Below are 23,978 nucleotides of genomic sequence, written 5' to 3' on the forward strand. Positions count from 1 at the left end.
GACGTCCCTTAGCGGAGCCGGTAGAGGCGGACGGGGTAGAGCTGCCGGGGAGACGACCGGAACAACTCCTTGTTCTGCGTCAGCCCCACCGACGTTCGCACGCCTTCCAGATACGGTCCCCAGGATTCCGGGTCGACATGTTCGGGAGGCTCGAACGAGCCCCACAGGATGTGGGTCACGCCATACTGGCGGGCGACTTCCTCGATCCGCGCCGCACTGTAGTTCCGGGGCATGAGGACCGTAGGACGGTCCGCGGCCACGCGCATTTCCCAGGGGAACCACGTCATGATCCGAGCGTCGGGCGGGACGGCGTCGGGGTGCTCCTTGATCCAGTCGGCCGTTTCGCGGAGGGCCGTCCAGTGGAGTTGGAAGGGCTTCTGGAACCACGAGGCATCGTAGGCCCAGGTCGGGTCCGCCCAGAGGAGCGCGACGTATGTCGCCGCCAGCCAGCCGAAGGCGCGGCGGTCGACGTTCAGCCGATCGAGCCACGCGAGCACTCCGGCCGCGGCCGTGGGGATCATGACCAGGTAGACCGGCAGATAGTATCGGCCAAGCTGCGCCACCTGGGTCACGTCGGCGATGCTCTTCACGGTCGCCGCGACGAACACGAGGAAGATCGTCGCCGAGAGCCAGTCCACGTCGCGTCCCGGTTCGTTCCGCCCGTTCCGCAACCGTGACAAGTAGCCCGCGGCGAGCGGCAGGCCGACGATCATCGTCGAGTAGACGGCGATGATGATCAGCGACTTGATCTTCACGCGGACGATCTCGGGAGCGTTCGCCGCTGTGTAGAACTGCTCGGGCCGGGTATTCCCCTGCTCGTAGTGGTGGACGGTCCACGAGAAGTTGTATTCAAACAGGTTCGTGTACGAGTAGAACGGCCGGCCGTACTCCTTGTACGTCGCCCATCCCCAGGGGGCGATCACCAGCAGGGTGATCCCGACCCAGAGTGCGATCAGCAGCGGCCGCCGCCTCAGATTCACGAGCGCATTCAATCCCGAGGCCGCCGCCAACGCCAAACCGGTATTCCGCGCCAGGATCGCCAGCCCGCCGCAAAGCCCCGCGACGAGGGTCCACCCTAACGCCGATTTTGCCCGGGCGCTGTTCCAGACCTCGGTGATCGTCCAGACGGCCAGGATCGCCGTGAGGGCGACGAGGCTCTCGCGCAGGACGAACCCGGCGTAGATCGCATGAACCGGCAAAATCGCCAGCACGCCGATCGACGCCAGCGCGATCCTTGGCCCGAACCGCCGCCGCGCCAGGCCGTAAAGGGCCGGGAAGGCGAGCAGGTTGATGACGAAGCTCGTGGCTTTGCCCACCGCCACGGTCGCGTCGAACGACTCGCCGGGGACGACGCCGACCAGCCGGTAAACGGCCGCCCGAACGTAGGCGTCGAGCGGCGTGGCCCAGTCGTCGAGGACCCCCTCGTTCGAGCGGATGCGGGGATAATCGTTGAAGAAGCTTTCGACGTAATGCTTGACCGGCCCCTCGCCCCGATAGACCGACCGGGCGACCTCCAGGTAGTGGCTGCTGTCGCCGGGAACCAACGGCACGTTGCCGCCGCAGATCCAGGCCGCGGCGCGGATCGCGTAGCCTAGCCAGAAGATCGCCAGCGCCAGCCTGGCCTCGCGGCCGAGCCTCGGCGAGACGATCAAGCCGACCGCCCCCGTCAGCAGCCCGATCGTCAGGTGCCAGCGGAGCAGGACAAGCTGCGACGGCCTCCGGATCCGGGCGAGCATCGGGACTTCGTAAAACTGGTGGGCGATGAAGTCGAAGGCGTAATCGAGCCAGCCGAACGACCAGTCCGCCCAGCCAGCGACGACAACCAGGGCGATCAGGCCGACGCCCGCCGCGACCCTTCGCGAGGATGAACCGTCCATCAGGGCCGGGCCGCCTTCAACATGGCCTCGCGACGGGCGCGGAACTCGCTGTCGGCCTTCCACTCAGGCCAACGATCGCCGTCGGCCACCCGCACTCCGACCTCCAGGATGAGCCTCGCATCCTCGACCGCGCCGGATAGATCCCAATCGGGTTTCACCTGGTCGCTGGGCTTGTGGTAGTCGTTCTTGGTGTACTCGTCCTGCTTGCGCTGGCCGTAGTCAGCGTCCTTGCCGATGTAGTCGCGCCCGCCCTCGGGGTCGAGCGCCGGCACGCCCTTCTTGGCGAACTCGAAGTGGTCGGAGCGGTAGTAGGCCCCCTTCTCCGGCTCGGCGTCGGGCTTGATCACCCGTCCGTACTGGCCGGCCACCTCCACGAGCAGGTCGTCCAGGTTCGACTGCCCCATGCCGATGCTGATGAAATCGCGGGTGCGGCCCCAGGCGTTGATGCCGTCGATGTTGATGTTGGCCAGCGTCTTCTCCAGCGGATAGAGCGGGTGGCTGGCGTAGTACTTCGAACCCAGCAAACCCTTCTCCTCGGCTGTGACGAACAGGAAGAGGCTGGATCGCTTCGGAGGGGGCGAGAGCTTCGTCAGGCCTTCGGCGATCACCAGCACGGTCGCCGTGCCGGATGCGTTGTCGATCGCCCCGTTGTAGATGCCGTCCCCCTCGGCCTTGGCGTCGCGGCCGAGGTGGTCCCAGTGGGCGGTGTAGACGACGTACTCGTCCTTCTGCGTTGGGTCGGAGCCTTCGAGCTTGGCGATAAGATTCCGCGATTGGACCTTCCGCAGGGTTGTCTTGATCGAGAACTCGGACTTGGCGTGGAGCGGAACCGGTTGGAACGATCGATCAAGGGCGGCCTTCTTGAGCGTCGCGAGATCCTGGCCGCAGGCCTTCATGAGCTTCTCGGCGGTGGAAAGATCGATCCAGCCCTCGACGGCCGGTCGCACGGGCGTCCCCTCCTGGGGCGGCTCGTCGATGCCGAAGTTCTCGCGGCTCCAACTTCCCTGGACGACGGCGAACGGATAGCCGGCGGGGCCTTCTTCGTGGATCAGGATGGCGGCGGCGGCGCCTTTTTCGGCGGCGATCTCGTACTTGTAGGTCCAGCGGCCGTAATAGGTCATGGCCCTCCCCTTGAACATCGAGGGGTCGAGGACCTTGGGGTCGGCCGGATCGGGGATCGCCGGATCGTTCACCAGCATGATGAGCGTTTTGCCGCGGACGTCCACTCCCTTGAAGTCGTCCCAGCCGTACTCAGGGGCGACGACTCCGTAGCCGACGAAAACGGCCTCCGAGTTCTTCACCGAGACCTCGGGAGCGAGCCGCCGCGAGACGGCGACGAGGTTCTTGGGGAATTCCAGGGCGATCTCGCCGTCGGGCGCGTCGACGTGAAAAGCCCCGCGAACCTCGGTCGCCTGAAAGCCGACGAGCGGCACGGGTTGCTCGTAGCTCCCGTTCGGGTTGCCGGGCTTCAGCCCCATCGCCTTGAACCGATCGACGAGATACGCGGCGGTCTTCTCCTCGCCTGGCGTCCCCGGCCCGCGGCCCTCGAATTCGTCGGAGGAGAGCGTCCGGATGTGCCCCAGGATGCCGTCCGCGTCGATCGCCTCCAACGCCGGTTTCAGTCGATCGTCGGCCGGAGCCCCGACCCCGATCAGGCACCCCAGCGCGACCGCCCCCGCGAGGGCTCCTCCGACGTGGAATCTCATCGCCATCGCTCCTCGCCCGACCATCGTCCACTCGCAGGCGCCGTCGTCGCCGCGTTGAAAAGGACCATGATACGAAGCGAACGGCCGGGAGGCGAGGAGCCGCCCGTCAGGTGAACAGCGTTTCGAGAGCACGCGCTAGCACCCGAGGATCGAGCCAGCCGTGGTAGAGCGCAGGGGGCTCCTTCTCCAGGCCGAGGAGGCCGTACACGGCCGTCATCGCCGCTCGAACGGAGTATTCGACCGTGAACACCGTATCCTCGGGCAACTCGCAGAACTGTCCGATGAACGCCAGGTTGACCGAACCCTCGGGAACGACCCGGGGACGGTCGCCCGCCTCGCGCACGAGGAACTGGCTGGTGATGTACGGCATCTTGCAGGGAATGCAGGTGCAGGTCTCCAGGATCCTCGGCAGATGGTCGGCGATGCCCAGATGGGTGCAAAGTTCGGTCAAGATGTCGGCCCCCGTGGAGTCGGACATCGTCCTGGAGACGTGATCGCCCGGTTTGTCCGTGAAGAGGCCGTATCCCCAGAAGACCTGGACGTCCTCCGGCTGGTTGCGGAAATGCGGTTGATAGGCCACGACGATCGACATCAGCCAGGACGAATCCTTGATCGTCACGAGCGCACCGGTCCCCGGCGCGTTGCCGGTGAAGTCCTCCAGCAGGCGGAACATCAGCGGGTCGCGGCAAGTGACGGTGAACGACTCCCAGAACGATTCATCGACGTGGTCGTCGAACACGGAAGGATTGCCGAAGTCGTCTCGACCGCGGGCGAGATTCTCCCACAAGGTCCAGTCGACGGGCTTGCGACGGTCAAGTTCGGGAACGGCGTGCTGCGAGCCCAGGGTGGACGCCGCGGTCATCGAACCGTTCGTCACGATGACGAGGTCGTGCTCGGAAACCGGGATCTCGCGAGTCGCTCCGGACTCGACGAGGTGGATCCGCTCGACGATCGTCCCGCCCTCCGCTTCGCGGAACCCGAGATTCGTGACCTGGGTCTGGGGGTGGAACTGAACGCCCTGCGACTTTAACCAGGCCGCGATCGGCAAGACGACGGAGTCGTACTGGTTGTAAGGCGAGCGGTCAACGCCTGCCAGGGTGTTGATCCTCGGGAATTCGTGGACGAACCGGTAGAGGTAACGGCGGAATTCGACGGCCGAATGCCACGGCTGGAAGCCGAACATCGTCGCCCACATCAACCAGAACTCCTCCTGGAAGAACTCCGGCTCAAAGCAGTCGCTGATCCGTTGTCTCCCAAGGTCGGCCTCGCTGGCGAGAACGACCTTGATCAGGTCGAGCCGATCCTTCATGCGGAAGCCCATCGACGACACGTCGAGCACCTTGCCGCCAGCGACCAACCGAGCGTTGGCGTGAGTCTTCACACGCTCGTTGAACTCGATGAAGTCGTCCCGGACGGTCTTCGATGGGTCGTCGATCGAGGGGATGTGAGACAGCAGGTCGTAGGTGCAGACGTACGAGAAGTTGAACATCCGCCCGCCGCGAAGGACGTAACCTCGATCTCGATCGCCGCCGCCGTCGAGACTGCCGCCAAGGACGTCAAGCTCCTCGTAGACGTGAACGTCCCGGCCGGCGAAGCCCTCGCGGATCAGATAGACCGCAGCCGAGAGCGATGCGATTCCGCCGCCGACCAGGTGAGCCGTGGAGCTCTCACGCATCATGGCAATTCCTCGCTCAATTCTGAATAAGCAGAATTTCTAAGCGGTTTGGACGAGCCGGCGGAGTCGGTCGCTTCATCTGGCAATCCGTGGTGTGTTGTTTTGAATCAACACGTGAAGAAACTGGCGACAACAGCCGCTTTCTCGTCGTGGTTTGATGATTATAGTGACGGTGCCAGTGGACGTTTTCGCGGCCCGCCATTGGGGCTAGGCCGCGGCCGTTGACGCTCGCCCATCGAGAATCAAGTTGTGAACACTATTTACGCTCCGATCGCACGCGTCGCGGGGGGAGGGAATGTGAACCACCGGATCAAAGAGCTGATGCATCGCATGGGGCTCTATCCGGTCGCTCGAGGGATCTATCGAGCGATTTCATCCGATCATCGACGGGATCGGAAGCTTCGAAGACTTTTCTTCGCTCAATTCTTGAAGCCCGGCGACCTGTGCTTCGACATTGGAGCGAATCTTGGCCAGTCGATTGAAGCCTTCCGGGCGTCCGGGGCGCGAGTCGTGGCGCTGGAAGCCAATGCACTCTGCCTCCCCACGCTCGCCTATTCGTTCGGTCGCGACCCGGAGGTCCTGGTCGTGAACAAGGCGGTCGGATCGACGTCGGGGACGGCGCGACTGCATTTCCATCAGACCGCATCCACGGCCTCGATCCGCGACGATTGGAACGACACGGACGACAACGTCGTCGAGGTGGAGATGATCACGCTCGAGCAGCTGTTCGCCCAGCACGGCGTCCCCCGGCTGCTGAAGGTGGATGTGGAGGGCTTTGAGGAGCAAGTCTTCGCCGGCCTCGCTCGACCCGTTCCGATCATCTATTTCGAGATGCACGGCCGAGAGTTCGATGCCGTGATCCGCATCCTGGCTCGACTCGAATCCGTGGGGAAAATCGAGAGCGTCAACGCGGTGAGTGAGGACCACGGCCAATGGCTCCTCGACCGTTGGGTCTCGCCGGCTGAATTCGCGACCGCTTTGAATCCCCTCCCGAAGCTGGCCAACGTCGTGGTCCGGATGGACGGATCGGCTTCCTGCCACGTTTGAACCGTCGATCGCTACGCGTTGGACTGCTCGAGGAACGTCAACAGATTTGCGACGACGGCCGTCGCCAGGCAGAGCGAGCCGTAGAAAATGCGGAAGGCCCATGCGCCGGGGGCGTCGACGGGGTGAACCGATCCCAGGGCGAAGAAGAGCACGCCGAGGGCCAGGACCACCACCGCCCCGGCTCGGTAGGTCCGATACTCGTCATTTTCTGGCGGCGCCAGCAGGGCGCTGAGGGGGAGGATGGCGGCGATCAGCAGGACGTAGGCGAGCATCGTTCCCATCGTCGGACTCCTGTTCGCTTCTGATTGGAGGCTCTGTCTGCCCAGTTATGGACGTCTGAGCCTGTCGCGTGCCACGAATTCTGAGTGAAGGGCCCGGGGCGGCCGGACTCGGACTGGCGTTGACCGTCCGCGACCTGGGATTACACTCGCGGACGACCGCGCAAACCGACTGTTTGGGTCATCACAGGGAGAGGGCGGGACTCATGGAAGAGGGACCCGAGGCCGGCGACGGCCGTCCACGATGGGCGTCCTGGCGATACGTTCTCCTCATCCTGGGCTTCTACCTGACCTTCAAGGGCTACCATAGCCTCGACGGCGACCAGGCTCATCGTTTGCCCTTGCTGCTGAACAGTTTAGATCCGCGAGTCTTCGCCGACGACCCGTTCGTCAGAGCCTTCGACGAGTTCAACCCGCATCGAGGTTCGATCCAACTTCTGGGGGCGTTCGCTCGGATCGTCGGCCTGCCGACGACCCTGGCCGTCTTCTTCGCCCTGACGTTCGCGCTGACGGTTCGCGGAGTCCACCGGCTGGCCGAGGTCTTCTGGCCGGGGCGGAACGCAGGCTGGGTCGCCGTTTTCTTCTTCCTGGCGGCCAAGGCGGGCAATATCGGGACGAACCACCTGTTCGAGGCGATGCTGCTGGATCGCCTGATGGCCCTGGCTCTGGGTTGGATCGCGACGGCGGCGATCATTGAGGACCCTCGGCGGGGGTGGTGGGTTTCGGCCCTGGCGCTGAGCGGTGCGGCATGGGTCCATCCATCGCTTGGGTTGCAGCTTGCACTCGTGTTCTCGGGGGCCTGGTTCGCCTGGGCCTTGTTGCCCCAGGAAACGGGCGTGCGATGGCCCCTGACGATCCGTGCAATTGCGACGATGGCTCTGGCCATAGCGCCGGGGTTGGTCGACAACCTCGCCCCTTTCGGCGACCTGAGCGAGGGGCTTGCGCCCGAGACTTACCGACTTCTGACGGCCGAGTTGCAGAGCCCTCAGCACATGCTGCCTCACCTCTGGCGAGAGCCGCAGTGGTTGGCGGCGGGGGCGTACCTGGTCCTGGCTTCTCTGGCGCTGGCCGGTAGCAGGCGAGAGGCGAAAGAACCGCCGGCCGCTTGCCAGGCCCCGCGGTGGCGACTGTCGTTGCTGCTGCTGGCGGTTCTCGTCTGGCTTGGCGCTTCATGGTTCCTGGTCGAGGTGGTTGAACACCTTGGAGCAACGGTCTTCCAGCCGTTTCGGATCGCCACTTTGGGTCGCGGCGTCTGTCTCGTCCTGGCCAGCGGTCACGTCGTCGCGCTTTGGGGTCGCGGCGGATTGATCGACCGCATGCGGGCTGCGAGCATTCTGGCCGGCTGCATGAGCGACTGGCTCTTCGCTGTGACCGCCGCGATCGAGGTTGTCATGACCCTGGCCGATCATGCGGGCGAGCGGATTCGCACGACGGCGTTCGTCGGCCTGCTGCTCTGGGCGGGGCTTTTCCTCGCCCGACACGATACCGAGGGGGGGCATCGCACTCTGGCGGCGGCCGTCGGCGTCGGACTCGTCGCCAGCCTGACGTCCCGCGTTCCGATCGCCTGGACGTCTCGCCGCCTCCGTCTAGCGTACGCAGCCGCCTGGACTCTGCCTCTTGCGGCGATCGCTGTAGGGACGCTTCCCGAGGGGTCTTCGCTCGCGGAGTCGAAGGCGGTTCGCGAGCTGCTGGCGCGGTGTCGGTTCGCTCCGCGGCCCATCAACGACGTCGAGCGGCTGGCGGTATGGTGCCGTGAGCACACTCCGGAGTCGGGGCGCTTCGTTGGGCCGCCAGGACCGAAGGGGTTCCGCCTCTGGTCCCACCGTTCCTGGGCCTTCAGCCGCGCAGGGAGCCCCTACCACGCCAGAGGCTTACGCGACTGGTATGAACGGTTTCGGCAGCACGTTGATTTCGACGGACCGCCCGAGGCGCTCGTGCAGGCCTATCTCGACGGTCGCCACCGCCTGGAGTCGCGATACGATGCGATGACCGACGACCAGCTTGCGTCCCTGGCCGCCCGTCAAGGGGCGGAGTTCGTCGTCGCCCGCGCGGATCGGCCCGATCAGGGGACGGGGAGCACTCTGGAACGACTCCATGAGCAGGGTGAGTACGCCGTCTACCGCGTTCGGCCCGAAGCGCTGGCCCACGTCCAGCCATAACGCAGACGATGCGTAAAGCCTTCCGCGCTCAGAGCCGCGAGAACCTGCGCCTGGGTGGCGCGCGGCCCCTTGTCGGCCAGGAGCAGACGCGAGCCATCGAGCACCGACAGGGCCAATTCACCAGAGGGAGACGTCCAGCGGGCCTGTTGATCCGAGGCTCCGTCGAGATCCCCGACTCCCAGGCTGACCTCATAGGTCGCCGCGAGGCTGGAGACCGTATCGCGGCAGCGATCGGCGACGTCGAACTCGATGGTCGTCGCGCCCTGGGCTTCGACCGAGACGGTCACGACGGCCGAAAAGTGGTGGCGATGGTGAAGGCCGGTCAGTAGAAGGCGGACCCGGCTCTCGTCGTCGTCGAAGTCGTGATGGTGGATTTCCTGGTAGACCGGGCTGACGACCCGCTCGGGGTCGTCTTCGGTTCCTGACTCGATCGAGGCGAGCCAGGCGGTACCGTCGGTCGGGGCGATTTCATGGACCCAACGGTCGCCGACGAGCCTGAGGACGAACCGGACGGCAAGCGTCCGGATCGTCACCAGGTCGTCGGATTGTTGCAGGTCCCAGGCGGGACTGGACATGGCCGAGAGCGTCCTGACTACTTGGCCGAATCGGCGCCCTTGGCAAGCTTCATGCGAAGGTACGACTCGATGAAGCCGTCGAGCCCGCCGTCGAGGACGGCTCGCGGATTGCCGACTTCGTAGCTGGTCCTGGCATCTTTGACCAGCTGGTAGGGCTGGAGGACGTAGGACCGAATCTGGTTGCCGAAGCTGACGTCGCCCTTCTCGTCGTACTTCTTGGCGTACTCGGCCTCGCGCTTCTCTTCTTCCATGCGGATGAGCTTGGCTTTCAGAGAAGCCAGGGCGAGGGCGTCGTTCTTGTGCTGCGAGCGTTCGCTGCGGGACTCGGCGGCGACGCCCGTCGGGAGGTGCGTGTAGCGCACGGCCGACTCGGTCTTGTTCTGGTGCTGGCCGCCAGGCCCGCCGGCGCGGAACACGTCACGCTTCAGCTCGTCGTCCTTGAGGACGATGTCAATCGTCTCGTCGACCTCGGGGATCACGTCGACGGAGGCGAACGAGGTCTGACGCCGGGCCGCGGCGTCGTACGGGCTGATGCGCACGAGCCGATGCACGCCGGTCTCGCCGCGCAGGTTTCCGTAGGCGTACGGCCCCGTGATATGCAGGGTGGCCTCGGCGATGCCCGCCGCGCCGCCTTCTTCGCGAGCGGTGACGGCGGCCTTGAAACCGCGGCCTTCGGCCCACATCAGGTACATGCGCATGAGCATCTCAGCCCAGTCGCAGGCCTCGGTGCCGCCGGCTCCGGCGTGGATCGTGACGAAGGCGTTGCAATGGTCGTTGGGACCGCTCAGCATCGACTGCAGCTCGAACGCCGCGAAGTCCTTGTCGGCCTTCTCGGCGGCGGCCTGGACGTCGACGTCGAACTCGTCCGTCTCCAGTTCGTCGGCCAGTTCAAGCGAGGCCGTCAGGTCGTCGGCCTGCTTGATGAGTTCCTCGAACGGCTTGAGAACGCCGTTGAGCGTCTTCAACTCGGCGATGGTCGCCTTGGCCTTGTCCTGGTCGTTCCAGAAGGACGCCCCTTCCATCTCATTCTGGAGGGCGTCGCGGCGGGATTGCTTTTCGCCCAAGTCAAAGAGAGTCTCGGAGATGGAGGATGCGGTCGATCACATTCTTGGCCGATCGCTTCAACTCGGCGTCCACGGCGAAACTCTCCTTGGCGAAAGAGCGGGCGACCGCCTGGCCGACCCGCGTTACGACCCGCTAAACTCGGCTCCATTAGAACCGAACGCCCTCGACGCAACCAGACCAGTCGACGCCGACGCCGGTTCGTCCGAGGGAGGGAACGGAGAAGCCCGATCATGACGCTGCGACAAGAGCGACGCCCCGGAGCGGGCCGGCTGGCGCCGTCGCCGACCGGAGGGTTGCACGTCGGCCACGCCCGGTCGTTCCTCATCGCCTGGCTGGCTTCCCGCCAGGCCGGCGGTCCGGTCGTCCTGCGAATCGAGGACCTCGACGCCTCCCGCGCCCGCCCCGAGGCCGCCGATTCGGTCCTCGTCGATCTCCGCTGGCTGGGGCTCGACTGGGACGAAGGCCCGGACGTCGACGGCCCTTTCGGACCGTACATCCAGTCCCAGCGTCGTACGATTTACGAAGAGAGCCTGAACCAACTCAAGGCGGCGGAGTTGGTCTATCCCTGCACCTGCACTCGGGCCGATATCGAACGCGCGGCGTCCGCTCCCCACGCCGAGGACGAGGGCCCGACCTATCCGGGCACCTGCGCGAACCGTTCCGCGGCCGACGCGGCTGGACTCGGCGATCGCCCCTTCGCCTGGCGGTTCCGCGTCCCCGCCGGGCCGGTAGCCTGGGACGACCTCTTTCTGGGGACACGCGAAATCGACCCGGCGCGCATCGGCGGCGACTTCATCGTGGGCCGCAACGGACAGGGCCCCGCCTATCAGTTAGCGGTCGTGGTCGACGACGCCTTCATGGGGATCGACCAGGTGATCCGCGGCGACGATCTCGTGCCAAGCACCCCTCGGCAACTTCTCCTGTATCGAGCGTTTGGCTGGACGCCTCCGAGATTCGGGCATGTTCCGCTGGTTGTCGGCCCCGACGGCCGTCGGCTGGCCAAGCGCGACGGCTCGATCAAGCTTTCCGCACTTCGCGATGCCGGCGTCGACCCTCGCCGGCTCGTCGGTTCCCTGGCAGCCTCGCTGGGAGCGCCCTCATCGACCCGCTCCTCCCCTGGTGATCTCATCTCCGAGTTCGACCTGGCCGAGATCCCGACGTCCGCGTGGGTCGCCTCACCTGCCGCGTGGAGCGATGGGTTGTAGCATCGTCGTTCGGGACGGGGTATCACACAGGATAAATCCCCCCGCGATCGGGTCGAGCCAGGAGAGGACGGCGCCATGAGAATGCTTCAACCGTCGATGGAGTTCTTGACGCGACTGAGCCGGCGTTGGGTTCCAGCCTGCCTCGTCGCGGTCGCCTTCGTCGGAACATCGCATGCGGAAGATGTTCTGAAGACTCTTCGCCCGGGACACCCCCGATTGATCTTGCTCGACGCCGACGTCGCCAAGCTCCGCGAGTCCGTCGAAAAGGAGCCTGTCACGCGCGAGCTGCACAAGGAGCTCAAGAAACAGGCCGACAAGATGCTGGGTGAGCCTCCGGCGGTCCACCGACTGATCGGTCCTCGACTGCTGGACCAGAGTCGGCTGGTGCTGCGTCGGGTGACGGTGCTCGCGGCTCTTCACCGGATCGACGGCGATCGCAAGTACGCCGATCGGGCGATCCTGGAGATGAAAACGGCGGCTGGATTCCCCGACTGGAATCCCTCGCACTTCCTCGATACGGCCGAGATGAGCAACGCCCTCGGCCTGGGCTACGACTGGCTCTACTCGGTGATGACGCCCGACGATCGCCGAGTGGTGCGCGAGGCGATCGTCGAGAAGGGGCTGAAGCCCGGGCTCAAGATCTACGAATCGAAGGGTTGGTGGTCCAAGTCGCCGAACAACTGGAACCAGGTCTGCAACGGCGGGCTGACCGTTGGGGCGCTCGCGATCGCCGACGAAGTCCCGGAAGCGGCCCGCCAGGTGGTGGACGCCGCCCGCAAGTCGATCCCGATCGCGATGAAGTCTTACGCCCCTGACGGCGGCTGGGAGGAAGGGCCGGGATACTGGAGCTACGCGACGGCTTACAACACCTACTACCTCGACGCGCTCCAGACGGCGCTCGGGACGGACTTCGGCCTGGGAGATTCGCCGGGGTTCGCGGAAGCGGGTGAGTTTCGGATGCACACGATTGGACCGATCGGCCGGACGTTCAACTTCGCCGACGCCGGGGATCGATCAGGGCCGGCCGCCGAGATGCTGTGGCTCTCGGGCCGATTCAACCGCCCGTCCTACGCCGCCCACGAACTCGCGCTGACGGCTCCCGCTCGACGCGGCGTCTTCCACCTGATCTGGGGTTTGAGAGCGTCCCCCGGTTCGACCTTCAGCGGAGAGGCGCTGGACGCCGCCTTCCGACGGATCAACGTCGCCTGTTTCCGAAGCGCCTGGGGAGATCCGAACGCTCTCTACGTGGGGTTCAAAGGAGGCGACAACAAGGCGGGCCACAGCCATCTGGACCTGGGGAGCTTCGTCCTCGACGCTCAGGGCGAGCGCTGGGCCGTCGACCTTGGCTCGGACGATTACAACCTTCCGGGCTACTTCGGCAAAAACCGCTGGGACTACTACCGGCTGCGCACTGAGTCGCACAACACGTTGTTGATCGACGACGCGAACCAGGACCCCAAAGCGGAGGCGCCTCTGGTTAGGTTCCTCTCCACGCCTGAACGTGGCCACGCCGTGGCCGATCTCACAGCCGCATACGCGCCGACCGTATCGAAAGCCTGGCGCGGCGTTGCAAGGCTGGGGTCGGAAGGCGTGCTGATCCAGGACGAGATCGAGGCCGCCCGCCCCGTCAAACTCAAGTGGAACTTCCACACGGACGCGTCGAAGATCCAGACCGAGGGGGGCCAGGCAACCCTCTCGAAGGGGGATCGCAAACTGACTCTTCGGGTCGTCGAACCCGCCGGCGCGACGTTCGCCGTCGAGCCCTGCGATCCGCCGAAGCCTCAGAAACAACAGCCCAACGTCCATAACGTCTGCCTCACGTTCAAGGACGTGACGAAGACGCGGATCGTCGTCGTCGCTGAACTCCCCCACAACGGCGTGGGCCAGCCTAGCGTGGAGCCGTTGAAGTCGTGGGCGGATGCGTCCCGCAAGTAATGGACGGACCCGAGATTCGTGTCGAGGAGACGGCCCTGCGGCCGAACGTTGACCCCGCCGGTCTCTCGCTGGCGGGTCAACTCCCCAACGCGATTTCGTTCTGCACCGGGCTTTCCTTCACGCCCGCGATCCTGGGGGGAGTCGGCCCGGAACGCCCCGCATCCCCTCGACTGTCGACCAACCTCGGCGAAACGGAGGTGGTCCGTGCGCTCCACAGATCGAGGAGCTTCGTCCCCGCACGCAGGGTTCTCGCCCGAAGCGCGCAAACCACGAGGTAGCTCGCGAATCGGATGTCCACGGGGATGCGCCAGGCCACCTTTCCCACCAGCGCCATCAGCGGATGCTGCTTCCATTGCGGGTGCGAGACGACGGAGAACGGCATCCAACCGAGTTGCCGCACCTTCCATCCCGCCGTCTCGACGGCCTTGGAGATCATGACCTCCGCACACACGGCGTCGAAATACTCGACCGGCCAGTCCAGGAAGCCATCGATTTTCGTCAGCACCTCGCGCCTCGTTCCGAGGATCAGCGACTGCAGGTGCGCGCCATCCTCCCCTGGGTCGACGCCAAGGCTCTGCGCCAGTTGGAAGAAGCGCGTTTTTCGCGTGGCTCCGCTGTCGACGGGGCGTCCAAGCAGAAATCGACAGATCGGCATGGTCTCCAATCGTCCTGCCTTCCAGCTGATCGGAGGGGTCATCGATTCCCCGACAAGGCCCACGCCCGTCTCGGACGCCGCGTCGAGGTAAGCCTTCATCCAGTCGTCCTTCAGGATGATGCACTCCTCCTGAAGGAAGAGGTAGAACGAGAACGGCTCTCCCTGGCGCCAGCCGTATTCCCAGGCGCCGATGTTGTAGCCGGTGTTGGGACGATGGAAGACCTCGACGTCGCTGTGCCGAGGCGGCAACTCCAACCGTTTATCGACCGCTTGATTTACAACGACGCGCGTCCGAAACGGAACGCCGGCGGGTATCTCTTTGGTCTGGTCCAGCAGCGCCAGGAGCTGGTCAGTGGGCCAGGCGTTGTAGTGAGAGACCACCAGGCAGGTTTCGAGGCCCCCCGACATGTCAGTCTTCGACATCCCATTCCTCCCCTCACAATTCGCGTTGCGATGAACGAGAGGTTCCCGGCTCGACGGCAGAGGCATGCCCGAGGTCGAGTCTCACGAGGACGAAATCTAGCCGGGAACGGTTGGCGAGGGACTGATGTCGAAAAGATGCTTCTTTGGAGCGTTGATATGGCCCGACGTCGATGCGGCCGACTCCTAAAGCGCTGCGAAAAGTATACTGGGGCGCGCTTGTCGACGATTTAACGCAACGTCCCGTTATTTGGTCGCGCAGGATGTCACGAGGGCGGTCCGGCCGTCGGGCGGGCGTTCGGATTCAGTCACTTCTGCTTTGGGGAGGACGCCTCGACAGGAACGAAGCTGATGAGGGCCGGCTCGACGCCGGGGAATTTCAGACGAAAGCTGGAGACGTCTCCGAGACGAGCCCCGGATCGTTCGTCGATCACGTCGCGCGCGGGAGCGCGGAGGTCGACCTGCACGTCGATTGGCTCAAGCCGCAGACCGTCGACTCCTCCACCTCCCTGGGAAGTCGATGTGACGGGGGCGTTTTGCAGAATGAAGACGAAAGTGCGGCCCTCCTTCGACCAGACCACGGTCTCGCAGTCCCGGGGGCGTTTGCCCTGAGAGGTGACCACCACGCGCGGCGGTCCGCCTTCGGGGAGAATCTCCGAGACGAACTTCCGCCGGTGGGCGTCGGTCGCGGTCCCCTCCTGGCGATACTGGAGGTATCGCTGCGGGGACAGATTCAGATACACCGCTGCGCCGCGGCCGACCTTGCGAACGTGGTGCGTTTCACCGAGTCGCGTCTCCGCCACGGCGAATCCGTCTTCGAGCCGGCAGGAGTTCGTGGCGAAGAGCTTGCTGTAGCGGTCGTAGCTGAAGCCGGCGTCCTGGTCGGTCTCAACCCAGAGCTTGCCGCTGAAGAAATCGGCCTTCGACAAATCGCCGTCATGTCGAACGCCGAAGAGGTCGTCAAGCGCTCCCCGAGTTCTCCCCTTGCCGTGCTGGTCGAAGAGCCCGCAGGCGAAATCGGCCACGACGAGGCCGCCGCGTTCGCAGAATTCGGCGATCCGACGCGCCTCGGCGTCGGAGAGGGCGTAGCAGGCCGGCAGGATCAACGTCCGATACTCGTCGGGAACGCCTTCGCGGATGACGCGGTCGTAGGCCAGGAAGTCGTACTGCAGGCCGGAGTCGGCCAGCAGATACTCCCACGCCTTGCGGACGTTGTGGGAGGTTCCCAGCCGGTGATCGTTGTTGCGGTTCACCCAGGTGGCGCCGTGAGGTTCGGCGTCGAGGCACCAGGAGACCTGGATCGAGGGATGCGAGTAGTAGATCGCGACCCCGTCGTGCAAGCGTTTCGCGCCAGCGAGCTTCGGCCCCTGGACGTCGGAGATCTCCTTCAAGGTCGCGCGGAAGCCGTCGAGCCAGGGGCGAGGCGTGACGCCGTCGAACCAGCCGTCTACCCAGCCGATCATCCCCCGGGACCCGTGCGCGAAGTAGTACCAGGCCTGCCAGACGTCGTTGGCGACGCCTCGTTTGTCGTCGTGGAAGTGCGTCGTCACCATCGGCAGCGACTTCGACGGGCTTAGTGAGCGAACGACCTCGAAGGCCGAGCCGATGTCGTAGGCCTCGATGAACTGCACCTTTCTGGCTAACTTCGCATAGTCGTACCCGCCCCAGGCGTTCGGGGCCTGGCCGCCGACGAAGCCGCAGGGGGTCGTCGGGTCGAGACTGTTCGAAAACTCCACCATTTCGCCGATCAGATTCGCCCAGACCGAGTCGTTGTACGAAAGGCGGTCCAGCAAGGGGGAAAAGTCCATCCGGCCAAGGGGACGGTCGAGCTGCTTGCGAGTGTCGTCGGGCGTCACGAAGGCGGCTCGCGGTGCCTCAACCTCGTAATAGGCGTCCAACCATTGCTGGTAATCGGCGTCGTCCTCGTTCAATCGCCATGGGAGTGGGACGATGAACGTCCCCCAGGAGATCTCGTCGTCGAGAGCGTAAGCAAGCCGCATCGGGCTCTTGCCGACCCGGGCGACGCTCTCGCGGATGCGTTCGCGGAGCCTGGCTCGGAGAGCGTCGTCGATCGGGCGGGGACCGTCCGCGCCTTGACGCACGGCGCGGCCGTCGCGCTGGATCGATTGGAGTACGTTCCGAGAGGGCGGGTTGAGGTAGAGATCCCCCTTCCCCGCAGTGTGGTCGTTGTAGAACCGAAGCCCCCAACGCTCCAGCCAGTCGAGGGGGCCGTCGCCGTGATCGGTGAACCCGCCGCGAATGCCGAAGTCGCGGCAGAAGCGTCCTCCCTCGTCACCCGTCCCGATGCTCCAGCGATACCTCCAGGGCATGTAGACCCAACTGTTCCAACGTCCGAGGGAGAGTTCCTGGTCCTGCCGCACAGGGCGGAATTCGGGAGCCGACCGGATGTAGCTCTCGTACGAGTCTCGGGCCTCCGGCGGGGGCTGGAGCGCCAAGGTCACGAGAAGGGCGACCGCGGGAAGCAAGCTCGTCATGGCGAGGACTCGGGGAGAGGATGAGTCGAACGGCTTCGACGCCGGCCCGGATTCTCTCCCCGCCTTGGGTCGCATTCAAGGAGCATCTCGCCGGCCCCGCAATCCTGGCGGGTTATGCGGAAGGCGTTCCGGGGAGGGGTCGAAGGAATCTCCAGGCCCACAGCGCTCGTGAGGTCCACGATCCGGAGGCCGAGCAGCTTCCGGGATCGATGGGGCGGGCCGTCGCGGCGGCGTCCTCGGCGGTTTATGATCCCGAAGAGGAATCCGTCGATCTCCGAAAGCCCGCGACATTCAGGAGCCTTGAAATGGCCGTATGGTCGTGCCGCGTCGTTCTGTTCACCGTGCTGGCAGCCCTTGCCGCACCCGCCTCCGCCTGGCAGGCCGCCAAGAAGGAACAGCAGCCTTACCGCCCCACCCAGGCCGAACGCGCGGAGATCGAGGCGAAGATCGGCGACCTGACCCGCGCGATCGAGGCGGCTGCAGTCGCGAAGGATGAGGACGCGCTCGCGGACGTCGAGATCGCCCGCAAGGCCGCTGTCTGGACGCTCAAGTTCAACGAGTTCTTCGAGGCTCGCGACGTCGCGCGCACGTTGAAGGTGCTCGACAAGGGGTTGGCCCGGGCGAAGGATCTGGCCGAGGGCCGCAAGCCCTGGACCCAGGCGTCGGGCACGACCGTCCGAGGCTACCGCTCGAAGGTGGACGGGTCGATTCAGCCCTACGCGGTCGTCGTGCCGGCGAAGAGGCCGACCGGAAAGTCACGGCTTGACGTCGTGCTCCACGGCCGCAACGCGACGATCAGCGAGGTCCGCTTCTTCGACTCCCAGGACGGCAAAGCCGCCCCGAACGATCAGGAAGGGATCATTCTGCACGTCTACGGTCGAGGCAACAACGCCTACCGCTGGGCCGGCGAATCGGACGTCTTTGAAGCCATGGACGCCGTCCGCCGCAATTACTCGATCGACGAGGACAAGATCGTGCTGAGGGGCTTCTCGATGGGAGGGGCCGGGGCCTGGCACCTGGCGCTCCACCACCCCAGCCGTTGGTCGTCGGCCGAGGCTGGCGCCGGATTCACGGAGACGATCCGTTACGCCAAGCTCGTCGATCCCTCGGAGACGACTCGCAAGCTGTTGCGGATCTATGACCCCGTCGACTACGCCCGGAACGCCTTCGACGTTCCAATCGCCGGCTACGGCGGTGAGAACGACCCCCAGGCGCAGGGGTCGCTGAACATCCTGGAAGCCCTGCAGAGCCAGGGCGTGCCAATGAAGACCGAGGGCCTGGTCACCGTCGCGGAAGGGCCCGATTTTCGCCGGATCGTCGGCAAGGGGATGGGCCACGCCGTCGACAAGGAGAGCGCCCGGCTCCTGAAGGCGTTCCACGACGACCGCATCCCGCGCGGGGCTGTCAAACCGGCGAATCGAATCCGGTTCATCACCTACACACTGAAATTCCCCCGCGTCGACTGGCTGACGATCCACCGCCTCGGCGAGCACTACGCCCCCGCCACCCTCGACGCCGATCTGAAGGACGGCGTCGCGACCGTCCGGACCGCGAACGTCGCCGCGCTGGCCGTGGATCGTAAGGTCGCCGATCGGCTCAGCCTCGACGGCCGCGATTTCTCGTTGGCGGGAGTCTCGGACCAGGCTCTGTTCCGCAAAGCGCCAGGAGGCTGGAAAGCGCTCGACCAGGCCGAGGCGAAGGTGGTTCTTGCGAACTCGGCCCGCGAAAAAGCGCCCGGCGTTCAGGGGCCGATCGACGACGCCTTCACGACGTCCTTCCTGTGCGTCCGAGGAACCGGCAAGCCCGCCGATCCCCGCGTCCAGACCTGGGCCGACGCCCGCTTGAAGACCTTCGCCGATGAGTGGGAACGCTGGATGCGCGGGACTCTCACGATCAAGGACGACGTCGCCCTGACCGAGGAAGACGTCAAGAACAACAACCTCATTCTGTTCGGAGACCCAGGCTCGAACTCCTGGATCAAGAAACTGGCGCCCGACCTTGGCCTGTCCTGGACGCCGACAGAGTTGAAGCTCCGAGGCAAGACGTATCCCGCCGCCGGCCACGCCCCAGCCCTGATCCAGGTCAACCCGAGGAACCCGCTTCGCTACGTGGTGGTCAACTCCGGGACGAGCTTCGGCGAGAAGGAGTACAAGGGAACGAACGCCCTGCTCTACCCGCACGCAGCGGACTACAGCGTCTATCGCGTCGGCTCTGGCGAGGAGCGCATCGTTGAAGGATTCTTCGATGAGTCCTGGAAGTGAGCCGATCGTTGGTCCAGGCGCGGATCAGGGAGCCGGCAGGACGCGGCGTGCGTTGTCCTGCCGGATCGACCTGGCGTGCTCAGGCGGCAACGCGGACTCCCTGAACTTTAGCTCGGACGCCTCGGGGTAGAAAAACGGGGCGTGCGAGCCGTACAGGAGCCGGTCGGGCCCGATCTGGGCGACGAGGCGCTTGAGGCCTTCCATGCCTTCGAGCATCGCGATGTCGACCCAGACGTCCCCTGCCTCCAGCAGTTTGCGAAGCGGTTGACCGGTCAGGTTCTTGAGGCCGTTCAGCAGGACGATCCTGGGTCGGCTGGGACGAGCCAGCAGCGGGATCAGGGGGGCGGCGTCGGTCGTCGGGAGGTTCTTGAGCAACGGGTGCAAGTGCCGATCGTCGTCCATTTTCATGGCAATCTGGACGATCAGGCCCCGATGGCCGGCCTCGTCGAGCAATTCGGCGAAGGCCGGGTTATCAAGCCCATAGCCGTGGTAGTTGGGATGCAGCCGGACGCCGGGCATCCTGTGGACTTCCTGGCAGCGCCGAAGATCCTCACGCCAATCGGGGAGCGTCGGGTCGATCGCGCCGATCGGACGGAGGAGCCCGTCGCCGTGAGCCCGGCAAATCTCGGCCGTGCGTGCGTTGACGGCGGCGAAGTCGCGATGGAGCATCGCGTCGAAATTGCCGGCCCAGGCCTCGGTCACTCTGAGGCTCCGCAGCCGGGCGACGAGGGCCTCAGGCTGATCGCAGGGGAGGCGTCGAAAAGGCCACTGGGAGAGCGAGACGTTGACGTCGATCATTTCTCGATGCCCTTGGCCCGGAGGATCGGCAGCAGCAGCCGGCGCAGGTTCTCGCCGAGGATGAGCTTGCGGTCGGCCTCGGTCACGTCGGCGCCCATGACCTTACCAAGCTGAGACGCGAAGCTCCTCCCGGGGGCGTCGCTGCCGTAGAGAACCCGCTCAGCGCCCAGTTCGCGGACGGCCGTCTCGACCATCCCGGCCGTCGGGTCGCCGCCGCCGAGGTCGACGGCCACGTTCGGGTAGGGACGAACGGCGCGGACGCCGATCTCCCATTGGCCCCCGGTGTGGCCGCAGATGATGGTCGCGTCGGGGTGCCTCGCCGCCAGGGCGGCCAGGTCCATCGGCGTCGACTCGCCGGGAAGGTTTCCCTGAGCCTTGACCCAGGTGTGCTGGAAGATCACCGCCTTGAGCGCCTGAGCGCGACGGACCAACTCGTCGGCCGCCGCAGAATCGCAGCGCTCGGCGACCCACAATTTCAGGCCGACCATCGGCCCGTCGCGGACGCAACGGTCGATCTCGCGGAGGCTGGCCTCCACGTGCTTCGGGCTCACGTAGACGAATCCGAAAGCGCGGTGATGCCAGTGGTCGAGGGCCCGGAGCACCTGGTCGTTCTGTCGCGTCAGGTCGGCCGGCGAGGGGTCGTACGACCAGGGATCGCCCATGAAGACGACCAGGCGGTCGATCCCCATCCGATCGGCGGCCACGATCAGCCGGGCCATCGACTCCTCGGGCGTCTTCTCGCCCGTGCCGGCGAGGTGCGTGTGAAGGTCCCAGATCAAGGCGACGCCCCCTATTCAATCCTGGATCCGCAGCAGGAAGGCGATCAGATCGGCCATCTCCGCCGGTGCGACGGTCTTCTCCAGCCCTTCCGGCATCAGGGATTTCCCCGTGCTGGAGAGCTCGGCCACGTTGCGCCGGAGGATGGTCTGCTCGGCGGCTTCACGACCGCGGAGCGTGACGCCTGTCGGCGACTCCGATGCCACCAGCCCCGTCGCGACGCGGCCGTCGTCGATCGCCACGACGTACTCGAGGAACTCCGGCGAGACTTCGCGGTTGGGGTCCAGGATGTTCACCAGGATCTCCTCGGCCGTCCGGCGGCGGACACCGGCGAGGTTCGGCCCAACCGCATAGCCGCGCGTTCCCAGCTTGTGGCAGGCCAGGCACTCGCGTTCGAAGACGACCCGGCCGCGATCGGCATTCCCGGGCGTCGCCAGGGCCGGCTTGTAAGCGGCGATCGCCGTCGCGCGAGGGCCGACCGTCTCGCCGGCGAACAGCGTCGCGGCTCGTGAGCGGATCGTCGACTCGCGGTCGTTGACCAATGCGGTTCGACGCGTCGGCGGGATCTGACCCGGGGCGACGGTCCCCGCCTGGACGGCATCGAGCAGCGGCCCGATCCAGGACCGGCGACCGAGCAGCAACCCCACGACGTCGTTCCGCAGCCCCGGCGTGTAGCCCTTCCACGGACCCAGCAACAACCCGGCGACTTCGGGTCGATCAAATCCACCCAGGGCCTTCGCCGCGGCCGATTGCAGCGCCGAAGGCTGATTCGGGCCCAGCAGGGGTGCCAGAGCCCGGGAAGCTCGGTCATAGTCCGCCTGGCCCAGCACGGCCGCGGCCTGCGTTCGCCGAACCGCCTCGGACGAGTCGTCCGGCGCGATGGTCGCCGCCGAGTTGAACAGGCCTGAGAGCCACTCGGCTGAAGCCGGGGGCAGGCCCTTGAGGTCGGAGAGCTTCCGACGATTGCGCGACAGCCCGTCGCCCAGCCCTAGCGCGACATCAACCGCTGCGTCGTTTCGCTCTCTCCTGGAGAGCGCCGCGAGGACTCGGCCGATCTCGTCCTCATGTCCCCTCGCACCGACCACCAGGGCGAGCGAGCGGAGCAACGAGGCCCCTTCGACGCTCGCTGAGAAGGCTTGCTCGTCATGCAGCCGATCGAACAAACCGGCCGGATCAGCCGTCGCCGAGCTGAGGACGGCCGTTCGGATCCAGACGTCGCCCGCATCCCTCCGAGCGATTGTCGCCAGGGCCTGCGCGACGCCGTCGCCCTGAATCTCCCCTAGCGTAAAGGCGACCTGGAACCGAACGCGCGGCGCTGGATCGTCGGCCAGGCGCAGGACCGCATCGCGAAGACTCTTTGATCCGGCGAGCCGGGGTTCAGCCAGCAGAACGGCGTGCTCCCGGACGTGCGGCGACTCGTCGCCGAGCGCCGTTTGGAGGTCTCCGTTTTCCAACTCCGTCAGGCCGTCGAGCGAGTAGAGGGCGTGCAGCCGGCCGCGAGCGTCTTTCGATTCCCGCAGGAGTCGTTTCAAGGGGGCGACGGCGACGTGGTCCTGGCGTTCGTAGATCAGCCGGTGGGCCGTCTCACGATGCCAGCCGTTGGGATGCTCAAGCAGGCGGACCAACTCGTCGATGGACGCACCGCTCAGCCGAGGCGTTTCGCGGCGCTGGAAGCTGGGAGGAGTCAGGCGGTAGATCCGGCCCCGATCCTCGCCGCTGCGAAGGTCGAGCCTCGACAGAATGTCCTCGGGGATCGACCAGGGATGTTCGATCGTCTCGCGGTACATGTCGAGGACGTGGAGCGTACCGTCGGGGGCGTTGACGAAGTTGACGGGGCGGAACCAGGTGTCGGTCGAGGCGATGAACTCGGCCTTTTCGTCGGCGCGACGTGCGCGGAATGTCACGCCGTCCGGTTCGACCGCCATCCGGTGCACGAGATTGTTGGCGACCTCGCCCAGGAAGAGGTTCCCGCGATAGGCGTCCGGATAGGCGTCGCCCCGGTAGAAGGTCAGACCGCTCGACGACGTCAGGCTGCCGCCGGCGACGAGCTCGCTGCGAGGCATGGCCTTGCCGACCTCCGTCCAGCGCCGGGCGCGCAGCTCGCGCCAGGGTTCGGGCGGGCTGACTCGGAACAGCGAGATTGCGTCGCCGGCCTCGGCCGCATCGTTCAGGACCTTCGGCGTCGGCAGGAATGGGTTGCGGGCGAGATAGCGAGCCGGCAGGACCACGTGTTCGGCCGGGTTGCGAATGTCGCAGAGGAAGCGGTCGCCCCAGTCGTCGAAGGTGTTGCCGAACCGCGCCCCGCCGGAGACGACCTCGAACTGCTTGGACGCGGGATCATATCGGAAGTCGTGGCGGCCGAGCGTGACGCCGGCCTCCTTGGGGGATTCCGGGATGCGAATATCCCCCCCGTTGCTCGACCCCGCCCCGTAGATCCGATGATCGAGGCCCCACTGGAGGTTGTTCATCACGGCCTGGACGTTGAACTTCCGGAAGCCCGTCAGAACCTTGCGACGCTCCTCGGCCTTCAGGTCGCCGTCGTGGTCCTTGAGATACCAGACGTCGGGCGTCGCGGCGACGAACACGCCCCCCTTCCAGACGGCGAGGCCCGTCGGCCAGGAGAGCTTGTCGGCGAAGATCTCGCTGCGGTCGAAATCGCCGTCGCCGTCGTCGTCGATGAGGATGCGCACGCGGCCGATCGGCGGGTCCTGGTTATCGGCGAACGGCTTGTCCTTGGCGGCGTCGACGTGGGGGTAGTCGGTCATCTCCACGACGTAGAGCCGTCCGTCCTCGTCGTAGGCCGCGGCGACGGGATCCATCACCAGCGGCTCGGCGGCCAGCAAGTCGAGCCGAAAGCCGCCGAGCGCCTGGAACGATTTCAGCGCCTCGGCGGGAGGCTTCGCTTCGAAACGCGGCAGCGGGTCGTCGGCTCCGAGCGTCAAGAGCGCCAGCAGCGCGAGGCCCACGGGGAGCGTTCGGTTCATCTCGTAGGTTTTCCTGGATGGAATTCGGGGGGCGTCGACTCTCGAAGGTAGCCCGGTCCGGCGGGA

The 23,978-nt window shown here is 65.8% G+C and carries 16 protein-coding genes; 5 read left to right on the top strand and 11 right to left on the bottom strand.

What is annotated here, in order from left to right; translation table 11 throughout:
* Positions 1-8: 8 nt before the first annotated feature.
* The 3 genes from G5C50_RS01055 to G5C50_RS01065 form a co-directional block, all read right to left on the bottom strand.
* Positions 9-1,877, bottom strand: a complete 1,869-nt coding sequence (locus G5C50_RS01055) for an ArnT family glycosyltransferase (protein ID WP_165063766.1) — start codon at positions 1,875-1,877, stop codon at positions 9-11.
* Entirely contained in the window at positions 1,877-3,583 is a 1,707-nt protein-coding gene (locus tag G5C50_RS01060; RefSeq protein WP_165063768.1) for a M28 family metallopeptidase, read from the bottom strand. Before G5C50_RS01060 ends, G5C50_RS01055 begins: the two co-directional genes overlap by 1 nt.
* A 106-nt stretch (positions 3,584-3,689) precedes the next feature.
* Positions 3,690-5,261 (bottom strand): oleate hydratase, encoded by a 1,572-nt coding sequence (locus tag G5C50_RS01065; protein ID WP_165063770.1) that lies wholly within the window; start codon positions 5,259-5,261, stop codon positions 3,690-3,692.
* Positions 5,262-5,588: 327 nt separating this feature from the next.
* Between G5C50_RS01065 and G5C50_RS01070 the strand changes: the two genes are divergently transcribed.
* Positions 5,589-6,305, top strand: coding sequence for an FkbM family methyltransferase (locus G5C50_RS01070; protein WP_240906924.1), 717 nt, complete (start codon positions 5,589-5,591; stop codon positions 6,303-6,305).
* An 11-nt stretch (positions 6,306-6,316) separates the two neighbouring features.
* On the opposite strand, the gene G5C50_RS01075 is transcribed toward G5C50_RS01070, so the two are convergent.
* The gene (locus G5C50_RS01075) at positions 6,317-6,586 is read right to left on the bottom strand and encodes a hypothetical protein (RefSeq protein ID WP_165063774.1); all 270 of its coding nucleotides are present in this window, start codon (positions 6,584-6,586) and stop codon (positions 6,317-6,319) included.
* 203 nt (positions 6,587-6,789) lie between these two features.
* Between G5C50_RS01075 and G5C50_RS01080 the strand changes: the two genes are divergently transcribed.
* Entirely contained in the window at positions 6,790-8,742 is a 1,953-nt protein-coding gene (locus G5C50_RS01080) for a DUF6798 domain-containing protein (protein WP_165063776.1), read from the top strand.
* Here the strand turns inward: G5C50_RS01080 and G5C50_RS01085 are convergent.
* Both G5C50_RS01085 and prfB read right to left on the bottom strand, forming a co-directional pair.
* The gene (locus tag G5C50_RS01085) at positions 8,700-9,317 is read right to left on the bottom strand and encodes a hypothetical protein (RefSeq protein ID WP_165063778.1); all 618 of its coding nucleotides are present in this window, start codon (positions 9,315-9,317) and stop codon (positions 8,700-8,702) included. The genes G5C50_RS01080 and G5C50_RS01085 overlap by 43 nt on opposite strands.
* A gap of 17 nt (positions 9,318-9,334) precedes the next feature.
* Positions 9,335-10,454 (bottom strand): peptide chain release factor 2 gene (gene prfB, locus G5C50_RS01090; protein ID WP_165063780.1). Its coding sequence is split into 2 segments (ribosomal slippage): positions 9,335-10,384 and positions 10,386-10,454, totalling 1,119 coding nucleotides; the frame shifts between segments, so codons are not numbered across the junction.
* A 158-nt stretch (positions 10,455-10,612) separates the two neighbouring features.
* Between prfB and gluQRS the strand changes: the two genes are divergently transcribed.
* Both gluQRS and G5C50_RS01100 read left to right on the top strand, forming a co-directional pair.
* Entirely contained in the window at positions 10,613-11,587 is a 975-nt protein-coding gene (gene gluQRS / locus G5C50_RS01095) for a tRNA glutamyl-Q(34) synthetase GluQRS (protein ID WP_165063782.1), read from the top strand.
* 75 nt (positions 11,588-11,662) lie between these two features.
* Entirely contained in the window at positions 11,663-13,522 is a 1,860-nt protein-coding gene (locus G5C50_RS01100; protein ID WP_165063784.1) for a heparinase II/III domain-containing protein, read from the top strand.
* Between the two features lie 76 nt (positions 13,523-13,598).
* Here G5C50_RS01100 and G5C50_RS01105 read toward each other — a convergent pair whose 3' ends face one another.
* Complete coding sequence (locus tag G5C50_RS01105; RefSeq protein WP_165063786.1) at positions 13,599-14,600, bottom strand: hypothetical protein; 1,002 nt, start codon at positions 14,598-14,600, stop codon at positions 13,599-13,601.
* 305 nt (positions 14,601-14,905) lie between these two features.
* The gene (locus G5C50_RS01110; RefSeq protein ID WP_165063788.1) at positions 14,906-17,092 is read right to left on the bottom strand and encodes a beta-galactosidase trimerization domain-containing protein; all 2,187 of its coding nucleotides are present in this window, start codon (positions 17,090-17,092) and stop codon (positions 14,906-14,908) included.
* A 20-nt stretch (positions 17,093-17,112) separates the two neighbouring features.
* Here G5C50_RS01110 and G5C50_RS01115 point away from each other — a divergent pair, with 20 nt between their 5' ends.
* Complete coding sequence (locus G5C50_RS01115; RefSeq protein WP_165063790.1) at positions 17,113-19,353, top strand: prolyl oligopeptidase family serine peptidase; 2,241 nt, start codon at positions 17,113-17,115, stop codon at positions 19,351-19,353.
* A gap of 24 nt (positions 19,354-19,377) precedes the next feature.
* On the opposite strand, the gene G5C50_RS01120 is transcribed toward G5C50_RS01115, so the two are convergent.
* The 3 genes from G5C50_RS01120 to G5C50_RS01130 are packed head-to-tail and all read right to left on the bottom strand — an operon-like array spanning position 19,378 to position 23,912.
* Positions 19,378-20,151 carry an amidohydrolase family protein gene (locus G5C50_RS01120; protein ID WP_165063792.1) on the bottom strand — a complete coding sequence of 258 codons (774 nt, stop codon included), beginning with the start codon at positions 20,149-20,151 and terminating at the stop codon, positions 19,378-19,380.
* Complete coding sequence (locus tag G5C50_RS01125; protein ID WP_240906903.1) at positions 20,148-20,930, bottom strand: amidohydrolase family protein; 783 nt, start codon at positions 20,928-20,930, stop codon at positions 20,148-20,150. The genes G5C50_RS01120 and G5C50_RS01125 overlap by 4 nt, the downstream gene beginning before the upstream one ends.
* 15 nt (positions 20,931-20,945) lie before the next feature.
* The gene (locus tag G5C50_RS01130; RefSeq protein WP_165063794.1) at positions 20,946-23,912 is read right to left on the bottom strand and encodes a PVC-type heme-binding CxxCH protein; all 2,967 of its coding nucleotides are present in this window, start codon (positions 23,910-23,912) and stop codon (positions 20,946-20,948) included.
* Positions 23,913-23,978: the final 66 nt, after the last annotated feature.

Origin of the sequence: Paludisphaera rhizosphaerae (assembly GCF_011065895.1) — a bacterium.
GTDB classification, from domain to species: Bacteria; Planctomycetota; Planctomycetia; order Isosphaerales; family Isosphaeraceae; genus Paludisphaera; species Paludisphaera rhizosphaerae.